The organism is Thiomonas intermedia (assembly GCF_002028405.1).
Lineage (GTDB): Bacteria > Pseudomonadota > Gammaproteobacteria > Burkholderiales > Burkholderiaceae_C > Thiomonas > Thiomonas intermedia.
The window spans coordinates 2,993,583-3,019,809 of the sequence record NZ_CP020046.1; the positions used below are offsets into that span (position 1 = coordinate 2,993,583).

The window sequence follows — 26,227 nt, forward strand, 5'->3', positions numbered from 1 at the left end:
CTCAGCGCCGGATGAACTGGTCGTGCAGGAGCAGGGTCGAAAGTATGCCGACAAAGGCCATATTGTCGCCAAAGCCGATGACTTTCCCGGCGCGCGCCTTGTCGAACAGACGGATCGCCGCTTGCGGATCGAAGTAACCGGCCTCGGCCAGGCGCGGCGCGCTGAACAGATCGGCCACGTAATCGACGGGCTCGCCGTTCTGGAAAAAGCTCTGGCTGTCTGGGGCGCGATAGGGCTGCTTGGTGCGATGGCGCAAGGCATCGGGCAGCAGGCCGTCCATGCTGTGCTTGAGCAGATACTTCTCGACCAGGCCCATGAGCTTGTAGCGGGGTGGAAGGCGGCTGGCGAAGTCGATCAGGCGGTGATCGAGAAAGGGAAAGCGGGTCTCGATGGATTGCGCCATGGCCATGCGGTCGCCCTGCGAACACAGCAGGTAGCCCGACATCAGGGTGTGCGCTTCGATGTATTGATCCTGGCACAACGCTTCCCAGCGGGAGATGTCGGCAGGGAGTTGCGCGGCCATCGCCTGGACCGGGTCGGCAGCGGTGGCTGCGGCGCGCCAGTCGGCGGACAGAAAGCCGGTCAGGCGCCGTGTGGTGGTCCAGCGGGGCAGGTGGGCGAACCAGGGCTCGCGGAAGTGGGCCTCGCCCTCGCGGAAGAAACGCTCGGTCATCGCCCGGCCCGCGGCCGGCGAGTGCTTGAGGTAGGGGTAGAGGCGTTCAAGCAGGCGGGGGCGCCAGCGCGACGCAGGCTGCCGCGCCATGAAACGGCGGACTCGCGCCTCCTTGAACAGGTCGTAGCCGCCGAAGACTTCGTCGGCGCCTTCGCCCGTCAGCGCCACCTTGTATCCCGCGGCGCGCACCCCGCCGGCGAGCAGCATCATCGGCGCCGGCGCGGTGCGCACGATGGGCGTCTCGGTGTGGGCGATGGCGCGCGGAAACGCGGCGGCGATGTCGGCGCGGGTGCAGGGAATCGTGGTGTGCTCGGTGCCCAGATGGCGCACGAGCTGTTGCTGCCAGGGGCTCTCGTCGAACTCGGCGTCGTCGAAGGTGAGGGAAAAGGTGCGAAGCGGCGTGTCGGTGTAGTGACGGATCAGGGTGGTGACGATGGACGAATCCAGCCCGCCGCTGAGGTAGGCCGCCACTGGCACGTCGGCGCGCAGTTGCAGGCGCACGGCGTCGATCAGCAGGTCGCGCAGCGCTTCGGCGTAGGCGTCTGCACTGCGATCGGCCTCGATGGGCGCGTCCGGAAAGGTCCAGTCCCAGTAGCGGCGAACCTGCGTGCCACGGGCATCCACCGTCATCACATGGCCGGGGGGCAGGGACTCGATGCCCTCGAATATGGCGTGCGGCGGCAGCGGCGCCCAGTAGGTGAAGACCTCGCCCAGTGCTTGCGCATCGAGGCGGCGCGGCACCTCGGGCAGGGCGAACAGTGCCTTGACCTCGGAGGCAAAGGCCAGGCCGCCCGGGACGCGGGTGTGGAACAGCGGCCGGATGCCGGTGCGGTCGCGCGCCAGCAGCAGGCGCTGGCGCGGCACGTCCCAGAGGGCGAAGGCGAACTGGCCATTGAGCTGGTCGACCAGGGCGTCGCCATGGTCTTCATACAGATGCACCAGCACTTCGGTGTCGGACTGGGTGGCGAAGCGATGACCTCGCCGCTGCAGTTCGGCGCGCAGCTCGACGTAATTGAAGATCTCGCCGTTGAAGACCACCCAGACGGAGCCATCCTCGTTGCACATCGGCTGATCGCCGCTGGACAGATCGATGATGCTCAGCCGGGCGTGGGCCAGACCGATCGGCCCCTTGTTGTAGAAGCCCTGCTGATCGGGGCCGCGATGATGCAAGCGCCCGATCATCGCCGCGAGTTGCGAAGGATCGATCGGTGCGTTCCAGTTCAAGCGCCCGGCGATGCCGCACATGGTGTCAGCTCCGCCCCGCCGTTTCGAAGGCGCTGACCGTCCTTTCGGGCCGCAGCCAGCGCAGCGAGCGCGGGAATGGCTTCATCCTAGCCGCCGATGTAGGACATCTCGACCCTGCGCTCGGTGCGCAGGGCGGCACCGGCCGCAGTGCCGCGCAGCAGGGAGTAGCGGTCGTCGCGCTCGGTCCAGACCTGGGCCAGCGCAGCTCGGAGCTGGGCGTCGCTGACCGGCGCCAGGCCGCTGCGCGGATCGCCGCGGAGCAGGGCGCGCACATCGTGCCCATGGGTGGCGAAGAGGCAGAGGTAGAGCTTGCCCTCCATCGACAGCCGGGCGCGGTTGCAGTCGGCGCAGAAGGCGCGGGTGACGCTGGAGATCACGCCGACCTCGCCCGCGCCGTCGTCAAAGGCCCAGCGCTGGGCCGTCTCGCCGACACTGTGGGCCTCCAGCGGGTGCAGCGGGTGAACGGCATGGATGCGGTCGATGACCTGCTGCGATGGCAGCACTTCGTCCATGCGCCAGCCGTTGGTGTTGCCCACGTCCATGTATTCGATGAAACGCAACACCGCACCTGTCCCCCGAAAATGCTCGGCCATGGGGAGGATCTGCGCATCGTTGGTGCCGCGCTTGACCACCATATTGACCTTCACCGGCCCCAATCCCGCCGCCAGTGCCGCGTCGATGCCGCGCAGCACCTCGGCCACCGGAAAATCCACATCGTTCATCTGGCGGAAGGCGGCGTCGTCGAGCGCGTCGAGGCTGACGGTGACGCGGTCCAGCCCCGCGGCCTTCAGGGCCTGCGCCTTGCGGGCGAGGATGGAACCGTTGGTCGTCAGGGTCAGCTCGGGCGGCGAACCCTCGGGGGTGCGCAGCGCGTGCAGCATCTCGACCAGCCGTTCGAGGTTTTTTCGCAGCAGGGGCTCGCCACCGGTGAGGCGGATCTTGCGCACGCCCAGGTCGATGAAGACCCGCGCGGCGCGGGTGATCTCCTCGAAGCTCAGCAGATCGCCGTGCGGCAGAAATTCGTAGTGCTTGTCGAAAATCTCTTTCGGCATGCAGTAGGTGCAGCGAAAGTTGCAGCGATCGGTGACCGAAATCCGCAGGTCGTGCAAGGGACGGCGAAACCGGTCGATCGGCAGCGCGGACGCCGAACCAGGGTCCGCAGGTACGGGCGGCACGCTCGCGGCGTATTGGTGATCGACGATGGGAATGATTCGTTCGGACATATCGCCATTATCGGCAATGCGCGCCGACCTTGCGACAGGTGCGTGGCCCTACCATTGGGGGACTCTGCGCAGGACGGCCGTGCCGGGACAGGCGTTCGCGTATCCACCTCAAGGAAGAATCCATGGCGTACACAATTGAACTCTCGGGCCGCGTGGCCCTGGTGACGGGCGCATCCAGCGGCCTGGGCTGGCGATTCGCCGAAGTGCTGGCGCAGGCCGGGGCTGCGGTGGTCCTCAGTGGTCGGCGCATGGAGCGTCTGAAGGAACTGCGCGCGCGCATCGAGGGCGAGGGGGGCGATGCCCACGTGGTCGAACTCGATGTCACCGATACGGCCAGTATCAAGGCGGCCGTGGCGCACGCCGAGACCGAGATGGGACCGATCGATATTCTGGTGAACAACGCGGGCATCTCGTCGCAGCAGAAACTGCTCGATGCCGTGCCGGAAGACTTTGACGAGGTCTTCGGCACCAATGTGCGCGGCGCGTTCTTCGTGGCGCAGGAGGTGGCACGCCGCATGGTGGCGCGTTCCCTGGGGGTGACACCGGGCACCTGGGCTGGCGGGCGCATCATCAACGTGGCTTCGGTCGCGGGGCTGCGGGTGATGCCCAAGCTGGGTGTGTACGCCATGAGCAAGGCGGCCGTCGTCCACATGACGCGGGCCATGGCGTTGGAGTGGGGCAAGTACGGCATCAACGTGAATGCGCTGTGCCCAGGCTATATCGATACGGAGATGAATCACCATCACTGGCAGACGGAATCCGGCCAGCGGCTGCTGCAGATGCTGCCGCGCAAGCGCCTGGGCAAGCCCGAAGACCTCGATGCCCTGCTGGTCATGCTGGCCAGTGGACAGAGCGGCCTGGTCAACGGCGCCATCCTCACAGCCGACGACGGCATGGGCGTTTGACGGGCATCCCCATGCGATTCGAAATCCCTGAACAAAAACAACTGGTCCACACCATGACCATGCCCATCCGCTGGGGCGACATGGATGTGATGGGCCATGTGAACAACACGATCTATTTCCGCTTCATGGAGATCATCCGGCTGGAATGGCTGCGCGAAACCGGCGTTCCGGCCAATCCCCACGGTCTGGGACCGGTGATCGTCAATGCGTTCTGTAACTTTCAGACGGAGCTGCGGTATCCGGGCGAAGTGCTGGCGCGGCTTTACACCACCGACGTGGGACGTTCGAGTTTCGATACCTACACCCTGCTCAGCCGCACCGACGATCCCGACACGATCTACGCCGGCGGCGGGTCGCGCGTGGTGTGGGTGGATTTTCCCAAGCGCAAGAGCGCCCCGCTGCCCGATATGCTGCGTGCCTTGCTCACACCGAACGCAGCGTCCAAGCACAGCTGACATCCCTTCGAGATTGCGTCATGCCAGATACTGAACAACATCAGCCGCTGTGGTCGCCGCCGCCTCAGCGTATCGCGGCCTCCCACGTCGAGGCCTTCCGTCACTGGGTGAATGACCGCCATGGTCTGCAATTGCAAACCTACCAGGACATGCTCGATTGGTCGGTTGCGGAGCAGGCCCAGTTCTGGGACGCGGTGTGGGAGACCTCGGGCGTGATCGCCGAGCACAAGGGTGAGCGGGTGCTCATCGATGCCGGGCGCATGCCCGGTGCACGGTTCTTTCCCGACGCCCGCCTCAACTTTGCCCAGAATCTTCTGCGCCGAAACGACGACGCCGTGGCGCTGCATTTCTGGGGTGAGGATCAGGTGCAGCGCAGCCTGAGCTGGCGCGAGCTGCACACCGAAGTCTCCCGTCTGCAGCAAGCCCTGGCGCATTGGGGCGTCCAGGCTGGCGACCGGGTCGCGGCCTATATGCCCAATATGCCCGAAACCGTGATCGCCATGCTGGCGGCCACCAGTCTCGGCGCGACATTCACCTCGGCTTCGCCCGACTTCGGCGTGCAGGGCGTACTCGACCGCTTCGGCCAGACCCAGCCCAAGGTGCTCATTGCGTGCGATGGGTACTTCTACAACGGCAAGACGTTTTCCAACCTCGGCAAGCTGGCCGAGCTGGTGCCGCAACTGCCCTCCGTGGTGACAACCGTCGTCGTGCCCTATGTGGCTCAGGCGAAGGGACAGCAACTGGACGTGGGCATAGTCGGCGCGCAGGTCTGGGAATCGGCCCTCGAGGCCTTTCAGCCCCGGGCCGTGCAGTTCGCCCCGCAGCCCTTCGATCATCCCGTCTACATCCTGTATTCCAGCGGCACCACGGGCGCGCCGAAATGCATCGTGCACCGCGCGGGCGGAGTGCTGCTCAAGCACCTGGCTGAACTGCGTCTTCAGGTTGATATCCACCCCGAAGACCGCGTGTTTTTCTTCACCACCTGCGGCTGGATGATGTGGAACTGGCTGATGTCGGCCCTCAGCCAGGGGGCCACGGTCTGTCTTTATGACGGCTCACCCGGTCTGCGCGACAACGCCATTCTGTTCGACTATGCCGATGCGGTCGATTTCACGCATCTGGGCACGTCGGCCAAATTCATCGAGGCGCTGGGCAAGTCCGGTATCGCGCCGATGCAGACTCATTGGCTCAGCGCCCTGCGCACGCTGATGTCGACCGGCTCGCCGCTGGCACCCGAAGGTTTCGACTACGTCTACGGCAAAGTGAAATCCGACCTCTGCCTCAGCTCGCTTTCAGGCGGAACCGATCTGGTGGCCTGCTTCATCGCCGGTTCCCCCATGAACCCGGTCTGGCGCGGCGAGATCCAGGCCTGCGCCCTGGGCATGGCCGTGATCGTGGCGGACGACGATGGCAAACCCTTGCCCGATGGGCAAAAGGGCGAGCTGGTCTGTGTCAAGCCCTTCCCCTCCATGCCCCTGGGCTTTCTGGTGGACGGCAGCCTGGAACTGGGCGCGCAGAAGTATCACGACGCCTACTTCGCGCAGTTTCCGAACGTGTGGTGGCACGGCGACTACATCGAGCGCACGGCGCACGGCGGCTACATCATTTTTGGCCGTTCGGATGCCACGCTGAATCCGGGCGGCGTGCGCATCGGCACGGCGGAGATCTACCGTCAGGTCGAGCGGATCGAAGCGGTGCTGGAGTCCATCGTCATCGGGCAGAACTGGCCGCCCGGGACTTACGGCGATGTGCGAGTCGTGCTCTTCGTGCGTCTGCGCGACGGGGTGATGCTCGACGACGCACTGATCGACGCGATCAAGCGGCAGATCCGCAACAACACCACACCGCGCCACGTTCCCACCCGGATCGTGCAGGTGCACGACATTCCGCGGACCAAGAGCAACAAGATCGTGGAAATCGCGGTGCGCAATCTGATCCATGGCGACCCGGTGAAGAACGTCTCCGCGCTGGCCAATCCGGAGGCCCTGGACGAATACCGCGCCCTTCGCGCCGAACTGGAGCGGGCCTGAAAGACCTCAGGCGCCGCGGCGCCAGGTGCAGCTTCGGCTGATCCAGAGCTTGCGCAGAGGCGTCAGACTGATGCGCTGATGCAGCACCGCATAGTCGGCCCGTTCGATTTCGCGCAGCAGCGCCGCGTAGAGCGCAGCCAGTGCGATCAGGGGAGCGGCCTGGGTGATGGGGAAGGGCGCCAGCCCTTCCCGGGCCGCCTTCAAGGTCGTCTGGGCGAGGCTGGCCTCGCTTTGCAGCAGTGCACGGATGGGCGGGGTGATGGCGCGCTGCTGCAATTGCGCTGTCGTGACGCCATGCTGTTGCAGCGCATCGAGTGGCAGATACACACGGCCTAGCGCGACATCGCGTCCGATGTGCCGAATGGCGCTGGCCAGACGCAGCCCACAGCCCAGTTCCTCGGCGGCGTCCATCGCCGCAGGGGAAGTCAGGTCCAGCAAGCCTGCGGCGCAGCGCAAGGTTTGCCCGCTGCCCGCGCGGCAGTAGTGCAGGAGGGCGGCGCGGTCCATCCAGCGGTTTTGCCGCAGATCGATGGCCACGCTTTCGATCACACCCAACAACGCGCTGGGCTGCAGGCCTCGTGTACGCAGATGGGGGGCAAGAGCGCGCAGGCTCGGATGATCGGCCTGACGACCCTGTTCGAGGGCCTCGATCTGGCTGCGCCACCAGGCCAGCTTGGCCTGGGCGACTGCGGCATCGCTGACCGTAGTCACGATGCTGCGCACCTGCACATGCACGTCCAGGAGATGTTTGAGCCCTTCGCGCGATTCGGCAGGGCAGCGCTGCAGGGAGTAATACGCCGATGAGCCGGGAGGCGGCCCGATGATGGATTCGGAGGGGCGGGACAGGGGCATGTGCGTCGCGGCATCGAGGGGGCGAGGCCGGGCGGCTAGAATAGCCGATTGCCCAAAAAACGCTGTGGCCGCGACAACCGTCGTCGCCGTGCGTGACCAGCGGTTTTGGGCATCAGATCACCTGGCGAGGGTGGCGAAATTGGTAGACGCACCAGGTTTAGGTCCTGACGCCTTCACGGGCGTGGGGGTTCGAGTCCCCCCCCTCGCACCAACCGGCAAGCTCAGGCTTGGCGGCAATTGATCCCTTTTTGAATACTGGACTTTCCCATGACTGTCGAAACCCTGGACAAACTGCAGCGCCGTGTGACCGTGACCGTTCCCAAGGCCGCCGTGCAGAACGAAATCAACTCCCGCCTGAAGAGCCTGAGCCGGACCTTGCGTCTGCCGGGCTTCCGTCCGGGCAAGGTCCCCATGGCCATGGTGACGCAGCGTTATGCGCCGTCGGTGGAGATGGAGGTTCTGCAGGACAAGATCGGCAATGCCTTCTACGACGTCGCCACCACGGCGCGCCTGCGCGTGGCCGGTTCGCCCCAATTCACGCCCAAGACCGAAGGCGTCGAGGCGGATGTGATGGCGTTTGATGCCGTGTTCGAGGTCTATCCCGACGTGCAGATTCCCGATCTTTCGTCCCAGGCCATCGAGCGCGTGACGGCTTCGGTGGACGAGGCCGCCATCGACAAGACGCTCGACGTGCTGCGCAAACAGCGCACCGAATTCGTCGTGCGCGGTCAGGCCGCTGCGGATGGACAGACCTCCGAAGGGCTGGAAGTCCAGGAGGGTGACCGTGTCACGGTCGATTTCGAAGGCCGCATCGACGGCACCGCCTTCGAAGGCGGCAAGGCCGAAGGATTCACCTTCGTTCAAGGCGAAGGCCGCATGCTGCCCGAGTTCGAGGCCGCCACCAAGGGGCTGCAAGCCGGGCAGAGCAAGATTTTCGAGTTGCACTTTCCTGAGGATTACCAGGGGCGCGCGGTCGCAGGGAAGACCGCCCAGTTCACGCTCAAGGTCACCCAGGTCGAGTGGCCGCTGCTGCCGCAAGTCGATGCAGACTTTGCGAAGGCGCTGGGCGTGGCGGACGGCGAAGTGCAGCGTCTGCGAGACGACATCCGCAATAACCTCGGTCGCGAAGTCAAATCGCGTCTGACTCAGCGCAACAAGCTTGCGGTGATGGATCTGCTGCAAAAGGCCGTGGCGGTCGAACTGCCCAGCGCGCTGGTGGAAAACGAGATGGGCGAGCTGATGGCCAGCGCCCGCCAGGACCTGGCCGAGCGCGGCATGAAGGACGCCGACAAGGCCCCGCTGCCGCCCGAGCTGTTCAAGGAGCAGGCGGAGCGCCGTGTCCGCCTGGGCCTGATCGTCTCGGAACTGGTCAAGCAACACGATCTGCAGGCCAAGCCGGAGCAGGTTCGCACCTACGTGGAGGAGCTTGCCGCCAGCTACGAGCAGCCGCAGGATCTGGTGCGCTGGTACTACGCCGATCAGGAACGCATGGCGCAAGCCGAGGCCATCGTCATGGAAAACAACGTGACGGACTTCGTCTTTGCGCAGGCTCAGACCACCGACAAGGCGCTCGGTTTCGATGAGCTGATGGGCCGGAACTGATCGTCCCCCCGCAAACAGAAAGCCGCTGTGCGCCGGGTCGCACAGCGGCTTTTGTTTTGGACGGTCTGTTGTGTCCACCGCAATCCCGGTGCGGAAATCCGGTGGGCTTGCCTCCGCTGGCCAAAGTGCGTGCTACTCTGTCTCCACCTTCACGTTTCTCCCTTCCATGAGCGCTACTGACATTCAAAACCTGGGCCTGGTGCCCATGGTCATCGAGCAAAGCGGCCGCGGTGAGCGCGCCTACGATATTTATTCACGCCTGCTGCGCGAGCGGGTGATTTTTCTGGTGGGCCCGATCAACGATCAGATGGCCAATCTGGTCGTGGCCCAACTGCTGTTTCTCGAGTCGGAAAACCCCGACAAAGACATTTCGCTCTACATCAACTCCCCCGGCGGCTCGGTGTCCGCGGGCATGGCGATCTTCGACACCATGCAGTTCATCAAGCCCGATGTCTCGACGCTGTGTACCGGCATTGCAGCAAGCATGGGCGCGTTCCTGATGGCGGCGGGGGCGAAGGGCAAGCGCTACTCGCTGCCGAATTCGCGCATCATGATTCACCAGCCGCTGGGTGGCGCGCAGGGGCAAGCCTCTGACATCGAGATCCAGGCCCGGGAGATTCTGTATTTGCGCGAACGGCTCAATGGCATTCTGGCCGAGCGAACCGGGCAAGCTCTCGAAAAAATTGCGACCGATACGGATCGCGACTTTTTCATGTCCGCAGACCAGGCCAAGGACTATGGGCTGATCGACGAAGTGATTGCCAAACGCTCCTGACCCCGATAGTGAATCCACACGCTCATGGCTGAGAAAAAATCGTCTTCGGGTGAAAAAACCCTGTACTGCTCGTTCTGCGGAAAGAGCCAGCACGAGGTCAAGAAGCTCATCGCGGGTCCGTCGGTGTTCATCTGCGACGAGTGCATCGATCTGTGCAATGAAATCATCCGCGATGAAGTCACCGCGGCAGATTCCCACGGCAAGGTGGCCAACGCCGATCTGCCCACGCCGTCGGAGATCAAGACCATCCTGGACCAGTATGTGATCGGTCAGGAGGCGGCCAAGCGCATTCTGGCCGTCGCGGTGTACAACCATTACAAGCGACTCAAGCATGTCGGGCAGACCAGCGACGTCGAGCTGGCCAAGAGCAACATCCTGCTGGTCGGCCCCACGGGCTCGGGCAAGACCTTGCTGGCGCAGACGCTGGCGCGCCTGCTCAACGTGCCCTTCGTCATTGCCGATGCCACGACGCTGACCGAAGCTGGCTATGTGGGCGAGGACGTCGAGAACATCATTCAGAAGCTGCTGCAGAACTGCAACTACGAGATCGAGCGCGCGCAGCGCGGGATCGTCTACATCGACGAGATCGACAAGATCTCCCGAAAGTCGGACAACCCCAGCATCACCCGCGACGTCTCGGGCGAAGGCGTGCAGCAGGCTTTGCTCAAGCTGATTGAGGGCACGATGGCCTCGGTGCCGCCGCAAGGGGGGCGCAAGCACCCGAATCAGGATTTCATTCAGGTCGACACGACCAATATCCTGTTCATCTGTGGGGGTGCTTTCGACGGCCTGGAGAAGGTGATTCGCAACCGGTCCGAGAAGTCGGGTATCGGTTTCTCGGCCACGGTCAAAACCCAGTCCGAACGCAGCGTGTCCGAAACCTTCCTTCAGGCCCAGCCGGAAGATCTCGTCAAGTTCGGTCTGATTCCCGAATTGGTAGGGCGCCTACCCGTTGTGGCTGCGCTGGAAGAGCTTGATGAGGCTGCGTTGATCGAGATTCTCACCGCGCCGAAGAATTCGCTGGTCAAGCAATACCAGAAGCTGTTCGAGATGGACGGGATCAAGCTGGAATTTCGCCCGGCAGCCCTCGACGCGATTGCGCGCAGGGCGCTTGAACGCAAGACCGGCGCACGCGGCCTGCGATCGATTGTCGAGCAGGCTCTGCTCGATCTGATGTTCGATCTGCCCAATGCCAAAGGCGTGGCGAGTGTCGTCGTGGACGAGAACGTGATTTCGGCAGGCGCCAAGCCGCTGCTCATCTACGAAGACGCCGCCAAGGCGTCGGGAACTTGAGGACGGCAAGCGGGATGTCGCCCTGACGCCCGCTTGCAAATCCGGCCCGCGTCCCCATCTGCCCACCAACTTCTTTTCGGGTGACCTACATGTCCGATACCCCTGAGCAAAACACCGACCTGACCGCGCTGCCTTTGCTGCCTTTGCGCGATGTGGTCGTTTTCCCCCACATGGTGATTCCCTTGTTTGTGGGGCGGCCCAAGTCGATCAAGGCGCTGGAATCCGCCATGGAAAGCGGGAAGCAGATCATGCTGGTCGCTCAGAAAGCGGCGGCCAAGGACGAGCCCAAGCCTGATGATCTCTTCGAGGTGGGTTGCCTGTCGAGCATTCTGCAAATGCTCAAACTGCCGGACGGCACCGTCAAGGTGTTGGTCGAAGGCGCGCAGCGGGCCAATGCGCTGAATATCCGAGACAACGGCGAGTTCTTCGCCTGTGAGGCGGTTCCTATCGCCTCCAGTTCGGAGTCGAGTGCGGAATCCGAGGCCATGCGGCGCGCGGTCGTGGCGCAGTTCGATCAGTACGTCAAACTGAACAAGAAAATTCCGCCGGAGATTCTCACGTCGATTTCCGGCATCGATGATCCAGGCCGCCTGGCCGACACGATTGCCGCTCATCTTCCGCTCAAGCTCGAGCAGAAGCAATCGGTTCTGGATCTGCACGATGTGCATGCCCGTCTGGAGAATCTGCTCGAGCAGCTCGAGCGTGAGGTGGGCATTCTGCAGGTCGAGAAGCGCATCCGCGGCCGCGTGCGGCGGCAGATGGAGAAGAGCCAGCGCGAGTACTACCTGAACGAGCAGGTCAAAGCCATCCAGAAAGAACTGGGCGAGGGCGAGGATGGCGCCGACATCGAAGAGATCGAGAAGAAGATCAAGGCTGCACGCATGCCCAAGGACGCCAAGAAGAAGGCCGAAGGCGAGCTCAAGAAACTCAAGCTGATGTCTCCGATGTCGGCCGAGGCGACCGTGGTGCGCAACTATCTCGACGTTCTGGTCAGCTTGCCCTGGGCCAAGAAAAGCAAGGTGCGCCACGATCTCGCCTTTGCCGAAGAAGTGCTCGAAGAAGATCACTACGGGCTTGACAAGGTCAAGGAGCGCATCCTTGAGTACCTCGCGGTTCAGCAACGCGTGGACAAGGTCAAGGCGCCTATCCTCTGCCTAGTCGGCCCCCCGGGGGTCGGCAAGACTTCGCTCGGTCAATCCATCGCCCGCGCCACGGGGCGCAAGTTTGTGCGCATGGCCTTGGGCGGGGTGCGGGACGAGGCCGAGATTCGGGGCCATCGTCGCACCTATATTGGCGCGATGCCCGGCAAGATTCTCCAGAGTCTGAACAAGGTGGCGGTGCGCAACCCTTTGTTCCTCCTTGATGAGGTGGACAAGCTCGGCATGGATTTCCGGGGTGATCCTTCGTCGGCCTTGCTCGAGGTGCTCGATCCCGAACAGAATCACACGTTCAGCGATCACTACGTCGAGGTCGATTTCGACCTGTCCGACGTGATGTTTGTCGCGACCTCGAATTCGCTCAACATTCCCCCGGCCCTGCTCGATCGCATGGAAGTGATCCGGCTGGCGGGTTACACCGAGGACGAAAAAGTCAGCATCGCCCAGCGTTATCTGTTGCCCAAGCAGATGAAGAACAACGGGGTGAAGGCCGACGAACTCGACGTCACCGAAAGCGCCATCCGAGGCCTCATTCGCTATTACACGCGAGAGGCCGGGGTGCGTTCGCTGGAGCGTGAGATCTCGCGCATTTGCCGCAAGGCCGTCAAGGGGCGTCTATTGAAGACCTACGCCGATCAAGTTGTGGTCACCGAAGACAATCTTCATGACTTCCTTGGGGTGAGGCGCTTCAACTTTGGCATTGCCGAAAAGCAAAGCCAGGTCGGGCAGGTCGTTGGCCTGGCCTGGACCGAGGTGGGCGGCGACTTGCTGACCATCGAAGCGACCGCCATGCCTGGCAAAGGCGCCATCCTGCGTACTGGATCCCTGGGCGATGTGATGAAGGAGTCGGTCGAGGCGGCACGCACCGTAGTGCGCGTTCGCGCCCGTCGGTTGGGCATCAAGGACGAACTGTTCGAGAAGCGTGACCTTCACATTCACGTCCCCGAAGGTGCGACGCCCAAGGATGGTCCGAGTGCGGGCATTGCCATGACGACCGCGATCGTCTCCGCGATGACGGGGATTCCCGTCAAGGCGGAGGTCGCCATGACGGGCGAAATTACGCTGCGGGGTGAGGTTCTTGGTATCGGCGGGCTGAAGGAAAAGCTTCTTGCGGCTTTGCGTGGCGGCATCAAGACGGTGCTGATACCCGAGGAGAACGTCAAGGACCTTCAGGAGATGCCCGAGAACGTGAAATCCAACCTCACCATCATCCCTGTGAAATGGATCGATCAGGTCCTGGATCTGGCGCTTGAGCGCGTTCCCCTCGCGCTCGAAGATGAGGGCGGCTCAAAGGAGCCAGGCGTGCCCGTGGCCTCGCCTGAGGCGAAGCTCTCGGAGGGCGCACGGCACTGAAGATCGACTCAGCAAGATCGCAAAAAAGGCTTGCGCCACTAAAAAATTTCAGTATAGAATGTTGGTTTGCTTTCGGGGGTATAGCTCAGCTGGGAGAGCGCTTGCATGGCATGCAAGAGGTCAGCGGTTCGATCCCGCTTACCTCCACCAAGCAACAAAATTGAAGGTTTAGTCCCCTTCGTCTAGAGGCCTAGGACACCGCCCTTTCACGGCGATAACACGAGTTCGAATCTCGTAGGGGACGCCAGATTCCTAACAAAGGGTCTGCATGGAGTGGTAGTTCAGTTGGTTAGAATACCGGCCTGTCACGCCGGGGGTCGCGGGTTCGAGTCCCGTCCACTCCGCCAAAACACAATCCCAAGTCATTGATTTGACTTGGGATTTTTCATTTATGACTTGCTGGATCTGACTCGGGATCTGATTCGTTGATGCAGCCGACACCGATGGACTGAGGTGGTTGCTTGTGGACGTCGATCGCCTCCCCAATGGCTGCCGGATGCTGTTCTGAATGCCGCCGAACGGGTCTGCATGATCCGCTGCCTCGATCAACCGTTACGCGGGCCTGAACCCCTCTACGTCCAGTCTTGGATTGATCGGTTCCGAATTCGGCGCCGGCACCGTGCCTTCTTGCGTCGGATCCAGATCCGATCCGAATTCCTCCAACGGCATGTGCTTCGCGCGCTCGGCCTGTTCCTTTTGCAGTTGTGCCTTCAGCGCATCCAGGTCGCTGGGCATCTTCTCCAGCAGACGTTCCTCGATCGCTGCAATCACCTGCTCCAAGTTCCAGGTCGCGATGGTGGCCTGATCCGGCGGACGCACCCGGTCTCTGCTGAATTCCAGCACCATGCCGTGTTCCAGTTCCAGTTCCAGCCCACGCGGCAGCGGCCCTTCGAGCAAGTTCCCGGTCTTCGGCTCAACCGCATAGACAAAGTGTTGATCCCGATGAATCAGGCATCCCTGTTCGGCCCCCACGACGCCACCCCGCCGCGACTGCAACCGCCAGCCCAACTGCGGATATGGTGAGAGGATTGAGCGGAGCCGTTCCACCTCGTGTTGGGCCAGGTCGCGCTGCTGCTCCGCCTCCCGCCTCAGGTCTTTCTCCCTCAGCAGGGTGCGATTGAGATGCTGTGTGAACCGTTCAACATCGCCTGGAGCGTAGAAGCGCTGTTCCGCGACGGTCGGCCGGCTTCCCAGCAGTCCCTTCTCCGTCCCGGTGACAACGGGAACGTCCACCGGCGTCGGCGCGATCGCCTGGATCTCTTGCATCTGCTTCGCATAGCGTGCGCTGTAGTCCTTGACGCGCTCCTGCAGCTTGGCGACCTTCGCGGTATCCGCGTCGGCCTGAGCCTGCAGCGTGTCTAGATCTGCTTTGGCCTTCTCCAGGCGGGATCGGGTCTTCCGCGCCTTGTCCTGTAGCGCGGCAAGTCGTGCCGTTTCCGCATCCAATTGCTGCTGGACCCGCGCGATCTCGCGCGGCAAGTCCTGATGCAACTGCCGCACGCTGCGGTGGACGGTCTTGCTGCGATCGTCACCGCGCTGGATGCGATCGATCACGGGAATCCCTCGGCGGATGCCCATGGACGCGAACGCCTGCCCCGCCAGATCCTGGATGTGGACGCCTTCGCGGCGGCGAAGGCGTTGCAGCACGCTCAGGCCATCCGCGCCCGTTCCGCCCAGCGTGAAGTGGTAATGCGGGGCCGACTCGTCGCCGTGATACACGACCGAGACCAACTCAGTGCCGTGCCCATGATCCCGCACGATCGCCTGCACCAGATGCAGTGCGCACGCGTGCGCCTGCTCCAGGTTCTGCGCGATCAGATGTTGCGCCGCGCGCGAGAAGGTGATGATCCCCTCGGCCAGAACGGCCTGCTTGGGCTGCAACTTCTGACTGACGCGCTGCCGATACCGCTCGGCGCAAGCGTGGGCGGCGGCCTTGAAATCACCGGAGGCAGGGCCGAACAACACCCGATTCAAATGGCTGCGCTCTGGATCGACGTATTGGGGTGGGCGGCCAATCCGCAGATTATGTTTTGCGACAAAGGCCAGGCGGGACTGCGGCACGGCCTGGAGGCGCACGGACATGCGCGCCATGCGTTCTTCTTGGGCTTCGATGGAACTCATCGTCCGATCTCCTTCGGGGTGGTGAAAGAGATCGGTGTAGAGGCCAAACGCGCTAGCGGGAACTCGCACAACGCACGGCCTTGCGATAAGTCTCCACCGCCGTCCGCTGCCGTCCGGCGAGCCGGGCAGAGCGTGGCGTGCGGGCGACACCGGCGGCACCATGCCGCTAGCAGCCGATCACACGGCGGAAGCGACGCGAACGCGAGGGGGTATGCAGCGACGTCCGATACCGTGCGATATAGGCGGTAGCGCAGCGGCCTGGGGATGGATGTTCACGAAGTTAATCGGCGCAATGAAGCCGTGTACCCCCGATGCGAAGGTCGCAAGCGTTGACGGCCAAGAGCAACAGATAGACTTCTTCGATCCCTTCATTCCCCGAGACTTCTCATGCTGATCAAGTCAGCCGACGACAAGACCAAACGTCTCCGTCTCCTTGAAGACCTCCAGGCGTCGCCACTGCTGGACGCCAAGCAAAGACAATGGCTCAAGGATGAATACTGGGCCGTGCGCAACGGCATCGACGGCGAGAACGACGCGGCGCATTACATCGACCGCAATTTCATCAATAGCCAGAACCATGTGATCCTGCACGACCTACGCCTGGTCGACGACGGGCAAGTCGCGCAGATCGATCATCTCATCATTGGTCGAGCCTTCATCTTCTACTTGCTCGAAACCAAGAACTATCGTGGCAACATTCTGATCAACGACCATGGCGAGTTCACCGTCGACTATGGCAGGGGACAACGCTACGGCATCCCCTCACCCATCGAGCAGAGCAAACGGCACGAGGCCATCTTGTTACGGGTGCTTGATCGTCTCGGAATCTCCGGTCGCACGCAAGAAAAGCCGATGATCAAACACGCGGTGCTGATCCACCCAAAGGGCATCATCACCCGACCTGACCCGAAGGCATTCGATACCGGCGACGTCATCAAGGCCGATCAGTTCGGCAGTTGGCGCGACGCTTTCGTCGAAAAGAAGCTAGGCGTTGGCGCAACCCTGGCCTTGGCACTCAACCTCCGCAGCCTTGAAACAATCGCGGAGTGGGGGCGCATGCTCAAGCGCCAACACCGGCCCCGGGACCTCCTAGATCTTCCGGAGTTCATGCGGCCGCGTGAGGCTGCGGCACGCGGGTTTCTCCCGACAGAGCGGCAGATAGTCAATACGCCGCCAGCACGCGCCAAGAATCAGCACGTGCAAGACGACAGCCCGCAAAGCGATGGAGCCGAGCCCAAGAAACGCCTGATTTGCGCCACCTGCGGAGCCAAGCTCAGTTTCCCGGAAGGCAAGTTTTGTTGGAACAATCCAGGACGCTTTGGGGGTTTGCAGTATTGCCGGACGCATCAGGCGGACTTTCCGGCGTAGGGGGCCGTCGGTGTCGGCGTGCCAGGTGCGGCCGTCAAACCCACGCACAATCGGTGCAGGAGAATTCCGATCCCGGAGCGCGGGAACTTGCTGACGGCATCGACGGTGTGATTGGTGCTCGCTTTGAGTGTGCATCCCCACGCGCACTGCACTTTAGCGGGTGTTCGTAGCATGCCCGCTATCAGGGCGGCAGGCATCGCTTCTAGATGGCTCACCGCAGAAAGCCGACTCGACGCGGCGCAGCGCTTGTCTCCGTCTCCGGCACATCCTCCGGCTGCAGGCACTCCCGATGGGCGCGCAACGCACGCGCCACCGCTCGCCGTACAAGTACGCGCTGTTGCCGGGGATTGGCCTGCGCCACCTTCTCGATCGCGGTCTTGGCAACGTCCAACTCGACGGCCGGCCCCATGTCCGCGAAGAGCTGTTGGAACAACGTGCGTGCCGTCCGAAAGCGTTGATCCTGGTCGGGTTCCTCGATGCGGTGAATCACAAAGCGGGACAGCAGACTCGGTTCCACGCGGTCGATATCGTTCGCAGTCGCAATCCACACGATGTACCGGGCGTCAATCGGCAGGGGAAACGATTCATCTTCAAAGGTGCGTGCCGTCACGGGTTCGAGCAGACCATGCAGTGAACGCAGGGGATCAAGCCGATCATCACGTGGGGCTTTGTCGAGTTCGTCCAACAGGATGACCGGACTCATGTGTTTGCCCTGCGCCAGCGCATGAAAGACCAGCCCAGTCCGCGTATTGCTCCAGTAACGCGACGACCCGGACAACGCACTCGGTCCATTGGACGCGTCGAGCGACAAACGGAAGGTCGGGAGTCCCATGCTCTCGGCGATCATCCGCGTGAAATGCGTTTTGCCGATACCGGGTGGACCCAACAACAGAAGAGGTGGCGCAACCAAGGGGCGTCCACTGCGCAGCGCCAGAGTCGCCGCATCGCGCAGATCCTCGATGGGTCCACGGAAATGGGCCATCTCGTGCGTCAGGTCTTCCAAGCTCCGCTCTACATCGTCCTTCAGCAACCCACTGCGCCAGGGACCGACACGGAGCAAGGTGTTGACCAGGTGGCGATCCCGCTTGGCGATCTCCCGATCCGGCGACGTGCCGTTGAGCCGGTCCCAGGTGCGCCGGAGATCGGTGTCGAGATACAGAGGCTGTTGTCCAACCTCCCGCTGGTGTCTCCACTTGTGGGAGAAATCCGGTTCCTCCTCGCCAGACGACTTGGACGGCGTTGCGGGCGCATGAGACGGGACGGCTTCGTTCGCCGACGATGCCGTCTCCACCTTTGCGAGGCGTTCTTCGTGAACCGTCGTGGGGATGAAGAGGCGATACCCCTTGCCACCCCAAAGTCGGTATCCGGGCTCTTCAAATTCAAACGGCGTGATGCTGTTGGTGTTCATGCGGGCTCCCGAGGACTGAGACAAGCGCGGGGCACCGATGAACAAAGCCCCGCGTGAAGCGGGGCTGGCAGGCAGGGGACAGAGACGTCCTGGAAGGTCAGATCATGCGCTGGCAACCCCGAAATGGACGCGCAGCGCTATGTGCTGAACGCGCACGACCGCGCTCAGAGCGTCGGAGAAGCGAAAGGCGGAGGTCATCGTGTTTACTTGGAAGAGCGGCGAAGTATGCGGAGTACCGGCGGCGGGGTCAACAGGCCATGCGGTAAATCGCCGCCGATGGGGGGTAGGGGGTGCCGCCGCGCGTGATGTTGTGGGCTGGACACGGCCCAAGCGGTCTTCCGGGGCTAACGAATCAAGCGCAGGTCTCGGCCAGTTACAGCCATTCGCGAGCGACTGGAATGGGCAAAGACAGCAGGATGAGACTCATCTCCACCACATGGAGTGTGTGGCTTCCAGCGCGAGGCGATATTTTTAGAACACGAGCTCTTTGTCAGTCGCGCAAAACACGCGACTGTGCGATTGCGCGACCACATTCATATTGAAGCTGCGCAGCAAGTCTTCGTGATCGTGCTCGCGACGCAAAGTGATCGGAAGATTGGAGTTCATGAACATGTCGATCGCTCCTGGCGGCATCCATGCAGGTATGGTGTGCGGAGTGCGATCCATCACGATGTACCGAATGAACGCACGGGAATTTAGGTTGAAGTCAAAACCGTTCGCTCGCTCGCTGTCGGTATTTGTGGTCATTGCACGATCAGATAGCAGACACCTCGGTGTGCTGTAGGTGCACACGAGAACAGCTAACGCGAACTGCTTTGATGTGAACACGTTTCGCACGGTTTCATCAAATAGCGACGGGAATCCCGGCTTCAACTCCACGAGCATGTTGAAAAGCATCCGCAGCCAGCGGCTGTACTGCGCGTTCGTGATCTTGAGCTCTTTGCATAGGTATTTTTCGTGCTTACGCCGGCCGTTTAAAACCTTGTTGAATAGCTCGCGCACCGCAGGATCCTGCGGTGTGTAGTTAGCCAGCTCACCGAACGTGTTCAGGATTTTCACCACCGAATAGGGGTTCCGGGCAAAGTTCATGAGCTTAGCCGCGTAGATGTTCTCCACTTCGTCGCTGACGCCATAGTCACCAGTCGCGAGCTTGGTCAGTAGGCTCTCGGTATTCTTCTCCACCTCGGCTTCGTACCGGTGGAACAGTCTCTCGAAGTTCTGCCTCAGCGGCCGATTCCTGTCCACGTCGAAGCTGAAGAGATCGAGCATCGACAGATTGGTGGAAATCGGGCGGCTGTGCGCCGTACCTAAACGCATCGCACCCGCTGTATTACTCAGGATTTCAAACTCGTAGATTCGCTGCTTGTCCCTGTCCACTAATGGATTGATGGCGTTCAACCGCTGCTCTGTCTGAGGCAGGAAGTGTTGATTGCGGGTTTTATCGAGCAAGTCCACAAGGCGCCATTTGTCTGTACCTTTATATAGTTTACAGGGCAAGGCCGAAATTGACTATTCAGCCGCCAAGCGTGACCTTGAAGAAGGTTACTCAGACATGCTGGACGGTATGAAAGTCCGGTATCTGGCGACCAATCTTCAGATGTATCGGCCCGCTTTGGGTCGTGACCAGCCGCCGGGCCGAATTGGGCGAGAGTCCGTTCAGGCCGATCGATGGCGGGAGGCCGAATGGTCGTCTTCGAAGTATGTCGGTCGATCTCTAGTCGCACTTGGCTTGCGAAGGACACAGTCGGTGTCGGCCTCACGGTGCGCGGAGCGGTCGGTCAGCGGATGGACGGGCCTGCGACAAGATGGCCGCCTGGGGCGCGCGGGCGGTCGACGCGGCGCGACCCGAGCGACGGCGACGTCACTGGAAGGGTTTCGAAAGGGAGGTTCCTCCCTTCGCCTACTGCACCCCCGCAAGGGGGTGCTAGTAGGTTAAACGCCCCGGCCAGCTCGCTCTGCGGGACATCGGTCGCGCGGGACCGTCGCATGCCGCAGTGAGACGCGTCCCGCGGCCGCTGGAACGATGCAGCGACTCAGCCGACGCGAGACAGGCGGCGACGTGCGCGATCTCAACAAGTCACCCCTCGCATCGCGGCCGCGCCTGGCGGCGCGGGGGCATGGAGGAGGGGCGCAAGCGCCGTAGGGCTGGCAGGAGGATGCGCGCCCGGTGGCGCTGCATCTTCCAGCGCCGCGGTGCCGGAGATGCATCGTGCGTGCGGGCGTGAGACTGGCCAGCCGAGACGGAGGGGAATGGGTAGGGCGGCCCATGGAAATGGACCATTGCATTGGTCCATTTCCGAAAGAACGGACCATTTAAATGGTCCGTTTCTTCAAACGGACCAAAAGAATGGTCCATTTCCCGGAAACAGCCCAAAGGAATGGTCCATTTCCTGGAAACGGACCAAAGAAAAGGTCCATTTCCAAGGAGTGGACCAAAAAATAGGCCGCCGGGGAGGGGGCGGGTATCCCAGAAGCAGGAAGAGGGGGCGCAGCTCCTATGAGGCATCCTCGTCAGCGCGCTGAACTCCGGGCGCAGCGGCCAGAGGCTGGATCTCGGCCTGACCGGACGCTGGGCGCTGCCAGTGGCGACGACGGCAATGGTGTGGTCAGCAGCCACCGGCAACGTCGGCCTCGGGGATAGCGCCTTTCAGCGCCATCGCACCGGCTCCTTCGACCGGGTGCAGACTTCCGGCCTCAGCCTCCGAACCGGTCACACCGAACGCAGGTATCCTTGTTCACAATCTAGCCAATGATCGATACGGCGCCTTCGATCTGAAAGCTATCGTGCCGGTACGGGTTGCGCTCCTACTCTCGATGCCAGGACTTGTGGCGTGACACGATGGGGCACCGGGTTTCATGGCTTTTTATCTTTGCATGCAGGCGAGGCACGAGCTGGCAAGCACATACGTTTTCTGGGGATTCGTGTGACAAAGATATTGCGCACCACCCAGCTTACCCGGCATGATCTGCGGGATACAAATTTTACGTTATGCCTATTGAGCCTTTGAGTACATGTACAAAGCAAAAATAAAGCTCGTAACCGTCGGTCATTTACCACTACACCTAGACCTCATCCGAGTTTCCGCATGGAAGTCCGAGGTTTTTGAGTTGGCTGGTGATATTGAAAACTTCGCGTTACGCTGTGATTCGGATAGTGACGGCTGGGTTTTTTCCGACGCACTACTGAAGGCCCAGCTTCCAGCACACGCTGACGCAGACTTTCTAATAGCAATCGTCAATGTTCCAATTGAAGACAACTGGTACTCAAGATGGCTTGGCGATAATCAGATTGTTTTTACGTTTAGCCAAATCAAGGATTTCCTTGCTTGGGAGAACATCCCATTAGAAAACGCCATCCTTCGTGTTCTATACGCGTATAGCCTACTTTACAGACGTTCAGAAAATAAAATTCCTGGCTTCGACGAAGCGCCAAGCTTCACTCACGACGAAACACGCGGATGCCTGTTCGACATGAATGGCATCAAGTCGGATCTAGTCGAATCGTGCAATAAACCCGTTGTTTGCGCAGAGTGCGAGGAGCGCCTCCGGAACGAACGTGTTTCAAATCAAACGATAAAGACTGTACAGAGTGAAATACGCAAAATTCGTAAGCATCTTTACTATCGTGCGCTCGATTTCGTAAAGGCCAAGCCTTTGGTTGCACTGGCGATTTCAAGCGTTTTTGCCATTCTGCTAGGCGTCATTGGTTCATTAATCGCTTCGTATATCTACGACAGTATTACTCTGCAGCCAATCGTAGGCATAACAAGTCAATCCAGCGGATCCGCTAAAGCGGGCCGCTGATTTCCAACGTTATGTCTCTTAAGTTGCCCCAATGACTGCCCTCGTCTTCGCCCTCCAGCCTGAGCAAGTTTGTATAGCCATGGACACCCTAGTAGTCGGTGCAGACGACAGAATGCCCATGGCTTTTCAACGCAAGTTCTTGTCTTTTTCAGAGTCCGATTTGGTTGTCGCGGGCACAGGTCACGCGGGTTTCATCAATGGCTGGTTTCAGCATCTTCAGTCCAATCTCCGCGGAGCGACGATTGACGACCTGAATGAAGAAGCTCCGAGAGTTTTTCGCGCATCGGTCAGTGCCGAAGGCGGTTTGAGCGGACTTACTGCCACGATCTACCACTTCGGCTACTCAACCAGAGAACAACGGTATGCCGGCTACGCCTATCGCTCAGAACACAGCTTTCGTTCCGACAGGCTTCAGTATGCTCTTGGGTACAAGCCCGTTGTCTCGGTTACGCCAAACGACGACATTCGCTTCCCCGAATTTCTCATTGACATCATCTTGGAGCAGCAGCGCCAAGATTGCCTCCAGCCGATAGCCGAGAGGGTAGGCATAGGCGGCGAAATTGAGTTTGTAGTTATGTCAGGGCGCACAATCCATGTTGAAACGGTACACCGTTTTTCGTCGTATGAAGCCGAGGCAATCCACATTGAACGACGCGCAGAGGCATAACCCTGCGGCCCACCGGACGCTGTGCGATAAAGGCGCGCAGCGCCGGTGACTTCCACGTTAGGGGCCAACATGTGCCTACCCGCTCCTGAGCAATCGTTCGAGTTGGTGCGATGGGTTGCGTCCATCGCCATTCCTGCCATTTCGGCACTCGCTGGCGTCGTGATCGGTGCATTGCTGACCTCGGGGCGAGAGCGGAAGCAACACAAGCTAGCGTTTCTGGAGAAGCAACTGAGTACGTTCTATTCGCCTATGCTTGGCCTCCGAAACGAGATCAAAACGCATGGTGCCTTTCGTTCGCGCGTGCAAAACGAGGCGAATGCTGCGTGGGTGCAACTTTGCAAAGAATCTGAGAACCTGAGCATTGAAGCCCGCCTTCGCATCACCAACGAGCGAGGCCCTGAATTCACGCGCATCATTGAGTATGACAATAACAAACTTCACGAAGAGCTATTGCCGGCTTACCGAAAGATGGTGGAACTCTTCCGTGAATGTTATTGGCTGGCCGAGCCGGAAACACGAGCGTTCTATGGCGACCTTCTTGAGTTTGTCGAGGTCTGGAATAGGTGGATCGACAAAGCCCTTCCTGTGGAGGTTCTGAAGCGGCTTGAACACGGCGAAGATAAGCTGGGCCCGTTCTACGAGCACGTTGAGCAAACGCACAATGTCATTCGGCAGAAGCTCAAGGACGGTGCTCCGTGAAACCGTTGGCCCCTCTCAAGTCACTCACGCTAAGTAGTTAATTAACAATGAAGTTTTTGAGTGACTTTCGGGCGATTTGTGGCCCCAGCACGATTACTACGCTAACCCTGCGTTCGAGGCGACCTGCGCGAAAAGCCGCGCCGGCGCCCCAACTCCACGTTGGACGACAGCTTTTTTCAAAGCGCAACGGCAGCAACGGGGCCGTGACCGGCCTCTAAGCCGAATCGAGCGAGAGGCCGCTCAGGCCGACAACCGGCCACCGAGATCGACGCTTGTGCTTGGTTGTTCGGGAAAACGGCATGCTGCGGATCAGGACGCATCCGCCCGTGAGCCCGACAGTCGCTCAATTGCCCGCTGAATATCCGAGTGGCGCCAAAGACTTCGAGTCCCAATCTTGATCGGTCTCGGGATGATGCCGCTCTGGACCAATTCATAAAAGCTACTGCGGCTGATGGCGATGAGCCCCGGGCGGTCAGCGCTGCCAATGATCTGTTGCAGGCCGAGCAGCGGGTCGATTGGCAGGGGAGTGTTCGTGGATGTGGAAGGCATGGCGGTCCTGTGCATCAAGGAGATGTGTTTGAAGAAACCGCCTCTCATTCTTCGCACATCCGCTTTACATGCAAGCGATCGATGTACGTGGCGGAGTCCTGCAATCCGTCCGTTTCCGCCCATGTCGCCAGTCCCGTTGAAGGTGCCTGCCAACCGCACCGCAACGCGACGCATCCGTCAAGTTGCGCCCGAGCGACAAAAGTCCGCCCAGTCCTGCATCAGCCTCTTGCGCTTGGCATACAGATCCGACCGTTGATACGCCGCCTCCACCTTGTCCGCATTCACATGCGCGAGGGCGGCCTCCGTCACGCTGCGCGGATAGCTCGTTTCTTCCTCACACCACGTCCGGAACGCACTCCGAAAGCCATGCACCGTGACCCCTGGTGCCACGGCATGAAGCGTTTTGTTGACCGCCACGTCGCTCAAAAGCCCGCCCCGCGCACCTGGAAACACCAGCGGCTGATCGGCCTGCTGGAGCTGCACCATGCAGTGCAAGATCTCCACGGCCGCATCGGACAACGGCACACGGTGCTCCTTGCTCGCCTTCATCCGCTGCGCCGGAATGACCCACATCTTCTCCTGCAGATCCATCTCCGCCCAGGTCGCCCCGCGTACCTCCATCGACCGGCAGGCCGTCAAAATCGTGAACCGCAGCACCATCACCGATACATGGGTCTTGGATGCGAGAGCCGCCATGATGCGCGGCACATCCGTGAAGCCCGCCGCCGCATGATGCTCTTGCGGAGTGACCTTGCGCGGCGCGGAAAACACCTTGTCCAACAAGCCTTTCCACCGCGCTGGGTTGCGCCCGCTGTCGCACAGACCCTTGACCGCCGCATAGTCCAACACCGCTTCGATCCGTTGCCGGACCCGCGTGGCTGTTTCCGTCTTGGTGGTCCAGATCGGACGCAGAATGGCTTCCACATCGTCCACCGTCACCTCGCTCGGTGCCTTCCGCCCGATACTGGGATACACATAGTCCCGTAAGGTGTTCGCCCACTGTTGCGCATGCTTGGGGTTACGCCAACCTGCCTCCTTGTGGGCAATCAACTCCTGGGCACAGACTTCGAAGCTCTTGGCGGCAGGGACTGCTCGCGCCTTCAGGGCCGATGCCGGATCAATGCCGTCGGCGGCCAGTTTGCGCATCGCTTCGGCTAGCAACCGCGCGTCCTTCAAGCCCCGGACCGACACGCCGCCCAGGCCGATCTCCCGCACGCGACCCCGATCCTTGATGCGAAACACCCAGGCCCGGGTATTGCCCTTCACCCGCAAATACAGATTGCCCCCATCAGAATGAAACCCCTCGCCCAGGGTCTGCACCTGGCGGGCCGTCAGCTTGCCCAAAGTCGTTGCCATGCATCCTCCGCCGAGCAGTCAGATCTGACTCAGAATCTTACCCAGAAGCATGGATTCGGGGAATCTGCAGCGGATCTCAGTGGACGAAGAGAGTTGACAAGTGATTGAAAAATAACGTGTTATTTCAACAGCAGTGGATTGATGTGGACGGTGGGTTGGGGGACGTCCACTCCGCCAATAAATCAACGGGTTAGCGAGTTTTTGCTAGCCCGTTTTTCATTTCATATTCCAAACTTTGGAATATGAGCTTCATCGCACGGGCTTGGCCACCCGCACCCGGCGGCGATCATAGACCTGCCCCACCATGCGTTCGTTGCTGTGCAGCGGGGCGTCGATCACGTCGCCGTCGCCGTGTTGCACTTGTCGCTGACGCCCTTGGGGCGGCAGTCCTGCAGGCAAACCGGGTGAAAGCCAGGCCGCGACGCTGGGCCTCCTTGCGCACACTCTCCTATCAACCGGGCAAGAGTGGCAACAGTGGAAGGTCTGCCGTTTGACGGCAAGCGCCTCGTCAATTGTCGCGCGCAGTTCCGGGCTCCACTCGATCGGTCCGATCTTCTCCGCCTAGCCGCTTCTTGCTCGCCAGAGGACCCCGTCTTCGTCGATCTGGTCGCGGGTCAATCTCCTGACCTCCACCGAGCGGCGCACGCAGAGCCACACAGTCGGCCAGGGTGACCCACAGCGGTTCGCACACC

19 protein-coding genes and 4 tRNA genes are annotated in these 26,227 nt (G+C 61.3%); 15 read left to right on the plus strand and 8 right to left on the minus strand.

The annotated features are described in order from the left end of the window. Position 1 precedes the first annotated feature (1 nt). Complete coding sequence (asnB, locus tag BVH73_RS13975; protein ID WP_079419648.1) at positions 2-1,918, minus strand: asparagine synthase (glutamine-hydrolyzing); 1,917 nt, start codon at positions 1,916-1,918, stop codon at positions 2-4. Positions 1,919-2,004: 86 nt separating this feature from the next. Next, positions 2,005-3,141: a GTP 3',8-cyclase MoaA gene (moaA, locus tag BVH73_RS13980; protein ID WP_079419650.1), complete on the minus strand. Its 1,137-nt coding sequence runs from the start codon at positions 3,139-3,141 to the stop codon at positions 2,005-2,007. Positions 3,142-3,263: 122 nt separating this feature from the next. Here moaA and BVH73_RS13985 point away from each other — a divergent pair, with 122 nt between their 5' ends. From BVH73_RS13985 to BVH73_RS13995, 3 genes are read left to right on the plus strand one after another with little or no spacing between them, the layout of a single operon-like run. Continuing rightward, entirely contained in the window at positions 3,264-4,046 is a 783-nt protein-coding gene (locus BVH73_RS13985; RefSeq protein ID WP_079419652.1) for an SDR family oxidoreductase, read from the plus strand. An 11-nt stretch (positions 4,047-4,057) separates the two neighbouring features. Continuing rightward, positions 4,058-4,501 (plus strand): acyl-CoA thioesterase, encoded by a 444-nt coding sequence (locus BVH73_RS13990; RefSeq protein ID WP_079419654.1) that lies wholly within the window; start codon positions 4,058-4,060, stop codon positions 4,499-4,501. A 20-nt stretch (positions 4,502-4,521) separates the two neighbouring features. Then, entirely contained in the window at positions 4,522-6,531 is a 2,010-nt protein-coding gene (locus BVH73_RS13995; RefSeq protein WP_079419656.1) for an acetoacetate--CoA ligase, read from the plus strand. A 6-nt stretch (positions 6,532-6,537) separates the two neighbouring features. On the opposite strand, the gene BVH73_RS14000 is transcribed toward BVH73_RS13995, so the two are convergent. Continuing rightward, positions 6,538-7,383, minus strand: coding sequence for a squalene/phytoene synthase family protein (locus tag BVH73_RS14000; RefSeq protein ID WP_079419658.1), 846 nt, complete (start codon positions 7,381-7,383; stop codon positions 6,538-6,540). Positions 7,384-7,507: 124 nt separating this feature from the next. Between BVH73_RS14000 and BVH73_RS14005 the strand changes: the two genes are divergently transcribed. The 8 genes from BVH73_RS14005 to BVH73_RS14040 all read left to right on the plus strand — a co-directional run bounded on the left by BVH73_RS14005 (position 7,508) and on the right by BVH73_RS14040 (position 13,910). Further along, positions 7,508-7,594, plus strand: a tRNA-Leu gene (locus BVH73_RS14005). Between the two features lie 56 nt (positions 7,595-7,650). After that, complete coding sequence (tig, locus tag BVH73_RS14010; protein ID WP_079419660.1) at positions 7,651-8,985, plus strand: trigger factor; 1,335 nt, start codon at positions 7,651-7,653, stop codon at positions 8,983-8,985. 166 nt (positions 8,986-9,151) lie between these two features. Next, positions 9,152-9,760 carry an ATP-dependent Clp endopeptidase proteolytic subunit ClpP gene (gene clpP, locus BVH73_RS14015; protein ID WP_079419662.1) on the plus strand — a complete coding sequence of 203 codons (609 nt, stop codon included), beginning with the start codon at positions 9,152-9,154 and terminating at the stop codon, positions 9,758-9,760. Between the two features lie 24 nt (positions 9,761-9,784). Then, the gene (gene clpX, locus BVH73_RS14020; RefSeq protein ID WP_079419664.1) at positions 9,785-11,053 is read left to right on the plus strand and encodes an ATP-dependent Clp protease ATP-binding subunit ClpX; all 1,269 of its coding nucleotides are present in this window, start codon (positions 9,785-9,787) and stop codon (positions 11,051-11,053) included. An 89-nt stretch (positions 11,054-11,142) separates the two neighbouring features. Next, on the plus strand, positions 11,143-13,563 hold the full coding sequence (gene lon / locus BVH73_RS14025; RefSeq protein ID WP_079419666.1) for an endopeptidase La: 2,421 nt from the start codon (positions 11,143-11,145) through the stop codon (positions 13,561-13,563). 74 nt (positions 13,564-13,637) lie between these two features. Next, positions 13,638-13,713 (plus strand) — tRNA-Ala (locus BVH73_RS14030). Positions 13,714-13,734: 21 nt separating this feature from the next. Beyond that, positions 13,735-13,810: transfer RNA gene (locus BVH73_RS14035), tRNA-Glu, on the plus strand. A 23-nt stretch (positions 13,811-13,833) separates the two neighbouring features. Then, positions 13,834-13,910, plus strand: a tRNA-Asp gene (locus BVH73_RS14040). Between the two features lie 205 nt (positions 13,911-14,115). Here the strand turns inward: BVH73_RS14040 and BVH73_RS14045 are convergent. Further along, the gene (locus tag BVH73_RS14045; RefSeq protein WP_079419668.1) at positions 14,116-15,684 is read right to left on the minus strand and encodes a plasmid recombination protein; all 1,569 of its coding nucleotides are present in this window, start codon (positions 15,682-15,684) and stop codon (positions 14,116-14,118) included. 387 nt (positions 15,685-16,071) lie between these two features. Between BVH73_RS14045 and BVH73_RS14050 the strand changes: the two genes are divergently transcribed. After that, positions 16,072-17,052 (plus strand): nuclease-related domain-containing protein, encoded by a 981-nt coding sequence (locus BVH73_RS14050; RefSeq protein WP_079419670.1) that lies wholly within the window; start codon positions 16,072-16,074, stop codon positions 17,050-17,052. Positions 17,053-17,263: 211 nt separating this feature from the next. Here the strand turns inward: BVH73_RS14050 and BVH73_RS14055 are convergent, their stop codons facing one another. Together BVH73_RS14055 and BVH73_RS14060 are read right to left on the minus strand one after the other, a co-directional pair. Beyond that, complete coding sequence (locus BVH73_RS14055; protein WP_079419672.1) at positions 17,264-18,460, minus strand: AAA family ATPase; 1,197 nt, start codon at positions 18,458-18,460, stop codon at positions 17,264-17,266. Positions 18,461-18,931: 471 nt separating this feature from the next. Next, positions 18,932-19,915 (minus strand): hypothetical protein, encoded by a 984-nt coding sequence (locus BVH73_RS14060; RefSeq protein ID WP_079419674.1) that lies wholly within the window; start codon positions 19,913-19,915, stop codon positions 18,932-18,934. 1,557 nt (positions 19,916-21,472) lie between these two features. On the opposite strand from BVH73_RS14060, the gene BVH73_RS14065 reads away from it, so the two are divergent. The 3 genes from BVH73_RS14065 to BVH73_RS14075 all read left to right on the plus strand — a co-directional run bounded on the left by BVH73_RS14065 (position 21,473) and on the right by BVH73_RS14075 (position 23,630). After that, positions 21,473-22,264 carry a hypothetical protein gene (locus BVH73_RS14065; protein WP_179947952.1) on the plus strand — a complete coding sequence of 264 codons (792 nt, stop codon included), beginning with the start codon at positions 21,473-21,475 and terminating at the stop codon, positions 22,262-22,264. Positions 22,265-22,295: 31 nt separating this feature from the next. Further along, complete coding sequence (locus BVH73_RS14070) at positions 22,296-22,931, plus strand: hypothetical protein (protein WP_079419676.1); 636 nt, start codon at positions 22,296-22,298, stop codon at positions 22,929-22,931. 69 nt (positions 22,932-23,000) lie between these two features. Continuing rightward, a complete protein-coding gene (locus BVH73_RS14075; protein ID WP_079419678.1) occupies positions 23,001-23,630 on the plus strand; it encodes a hypothetical protein in 630 nt (209 codons plus the stop codon). Between the two features lie 309 nt (positions 23,631-23,939). Here BVH73_RS14075 and BVH73_RS16170 read toward each other — a convergent pair whose 3' ends face one another. Together BVH73_RS16170 and BVH73_RS14085 are read right to left on the minus strand one after the other, a co-directional pair. Continuing rightward, positions 23,940-24,353, minus strand: coding sequence for a helix-turn-helix transcriptional regulator (locus BVH73_RS16170; RefSeq protein WP_425444123.1), 414 nt, complete (start codon positions 24,351-24,353; stop codon positions 23,940-23,942). A gap of 3 nt (positions 24,354-24,356) precedes the next feature. Beyond that, on the minus strand, positions 24,357-25,523 hold the full coding sequence (locus BVH73_RS14085; RefSeq protein ID WP_218919035.1) for a tyrosine-type recombinase/integrase: 1,167 nt from the start codon (positions 25,521-25,523) through the stop codon (positions 24,357-24,359). Positions 25,524-26,227: the final 704 nt, after the last annotated feature.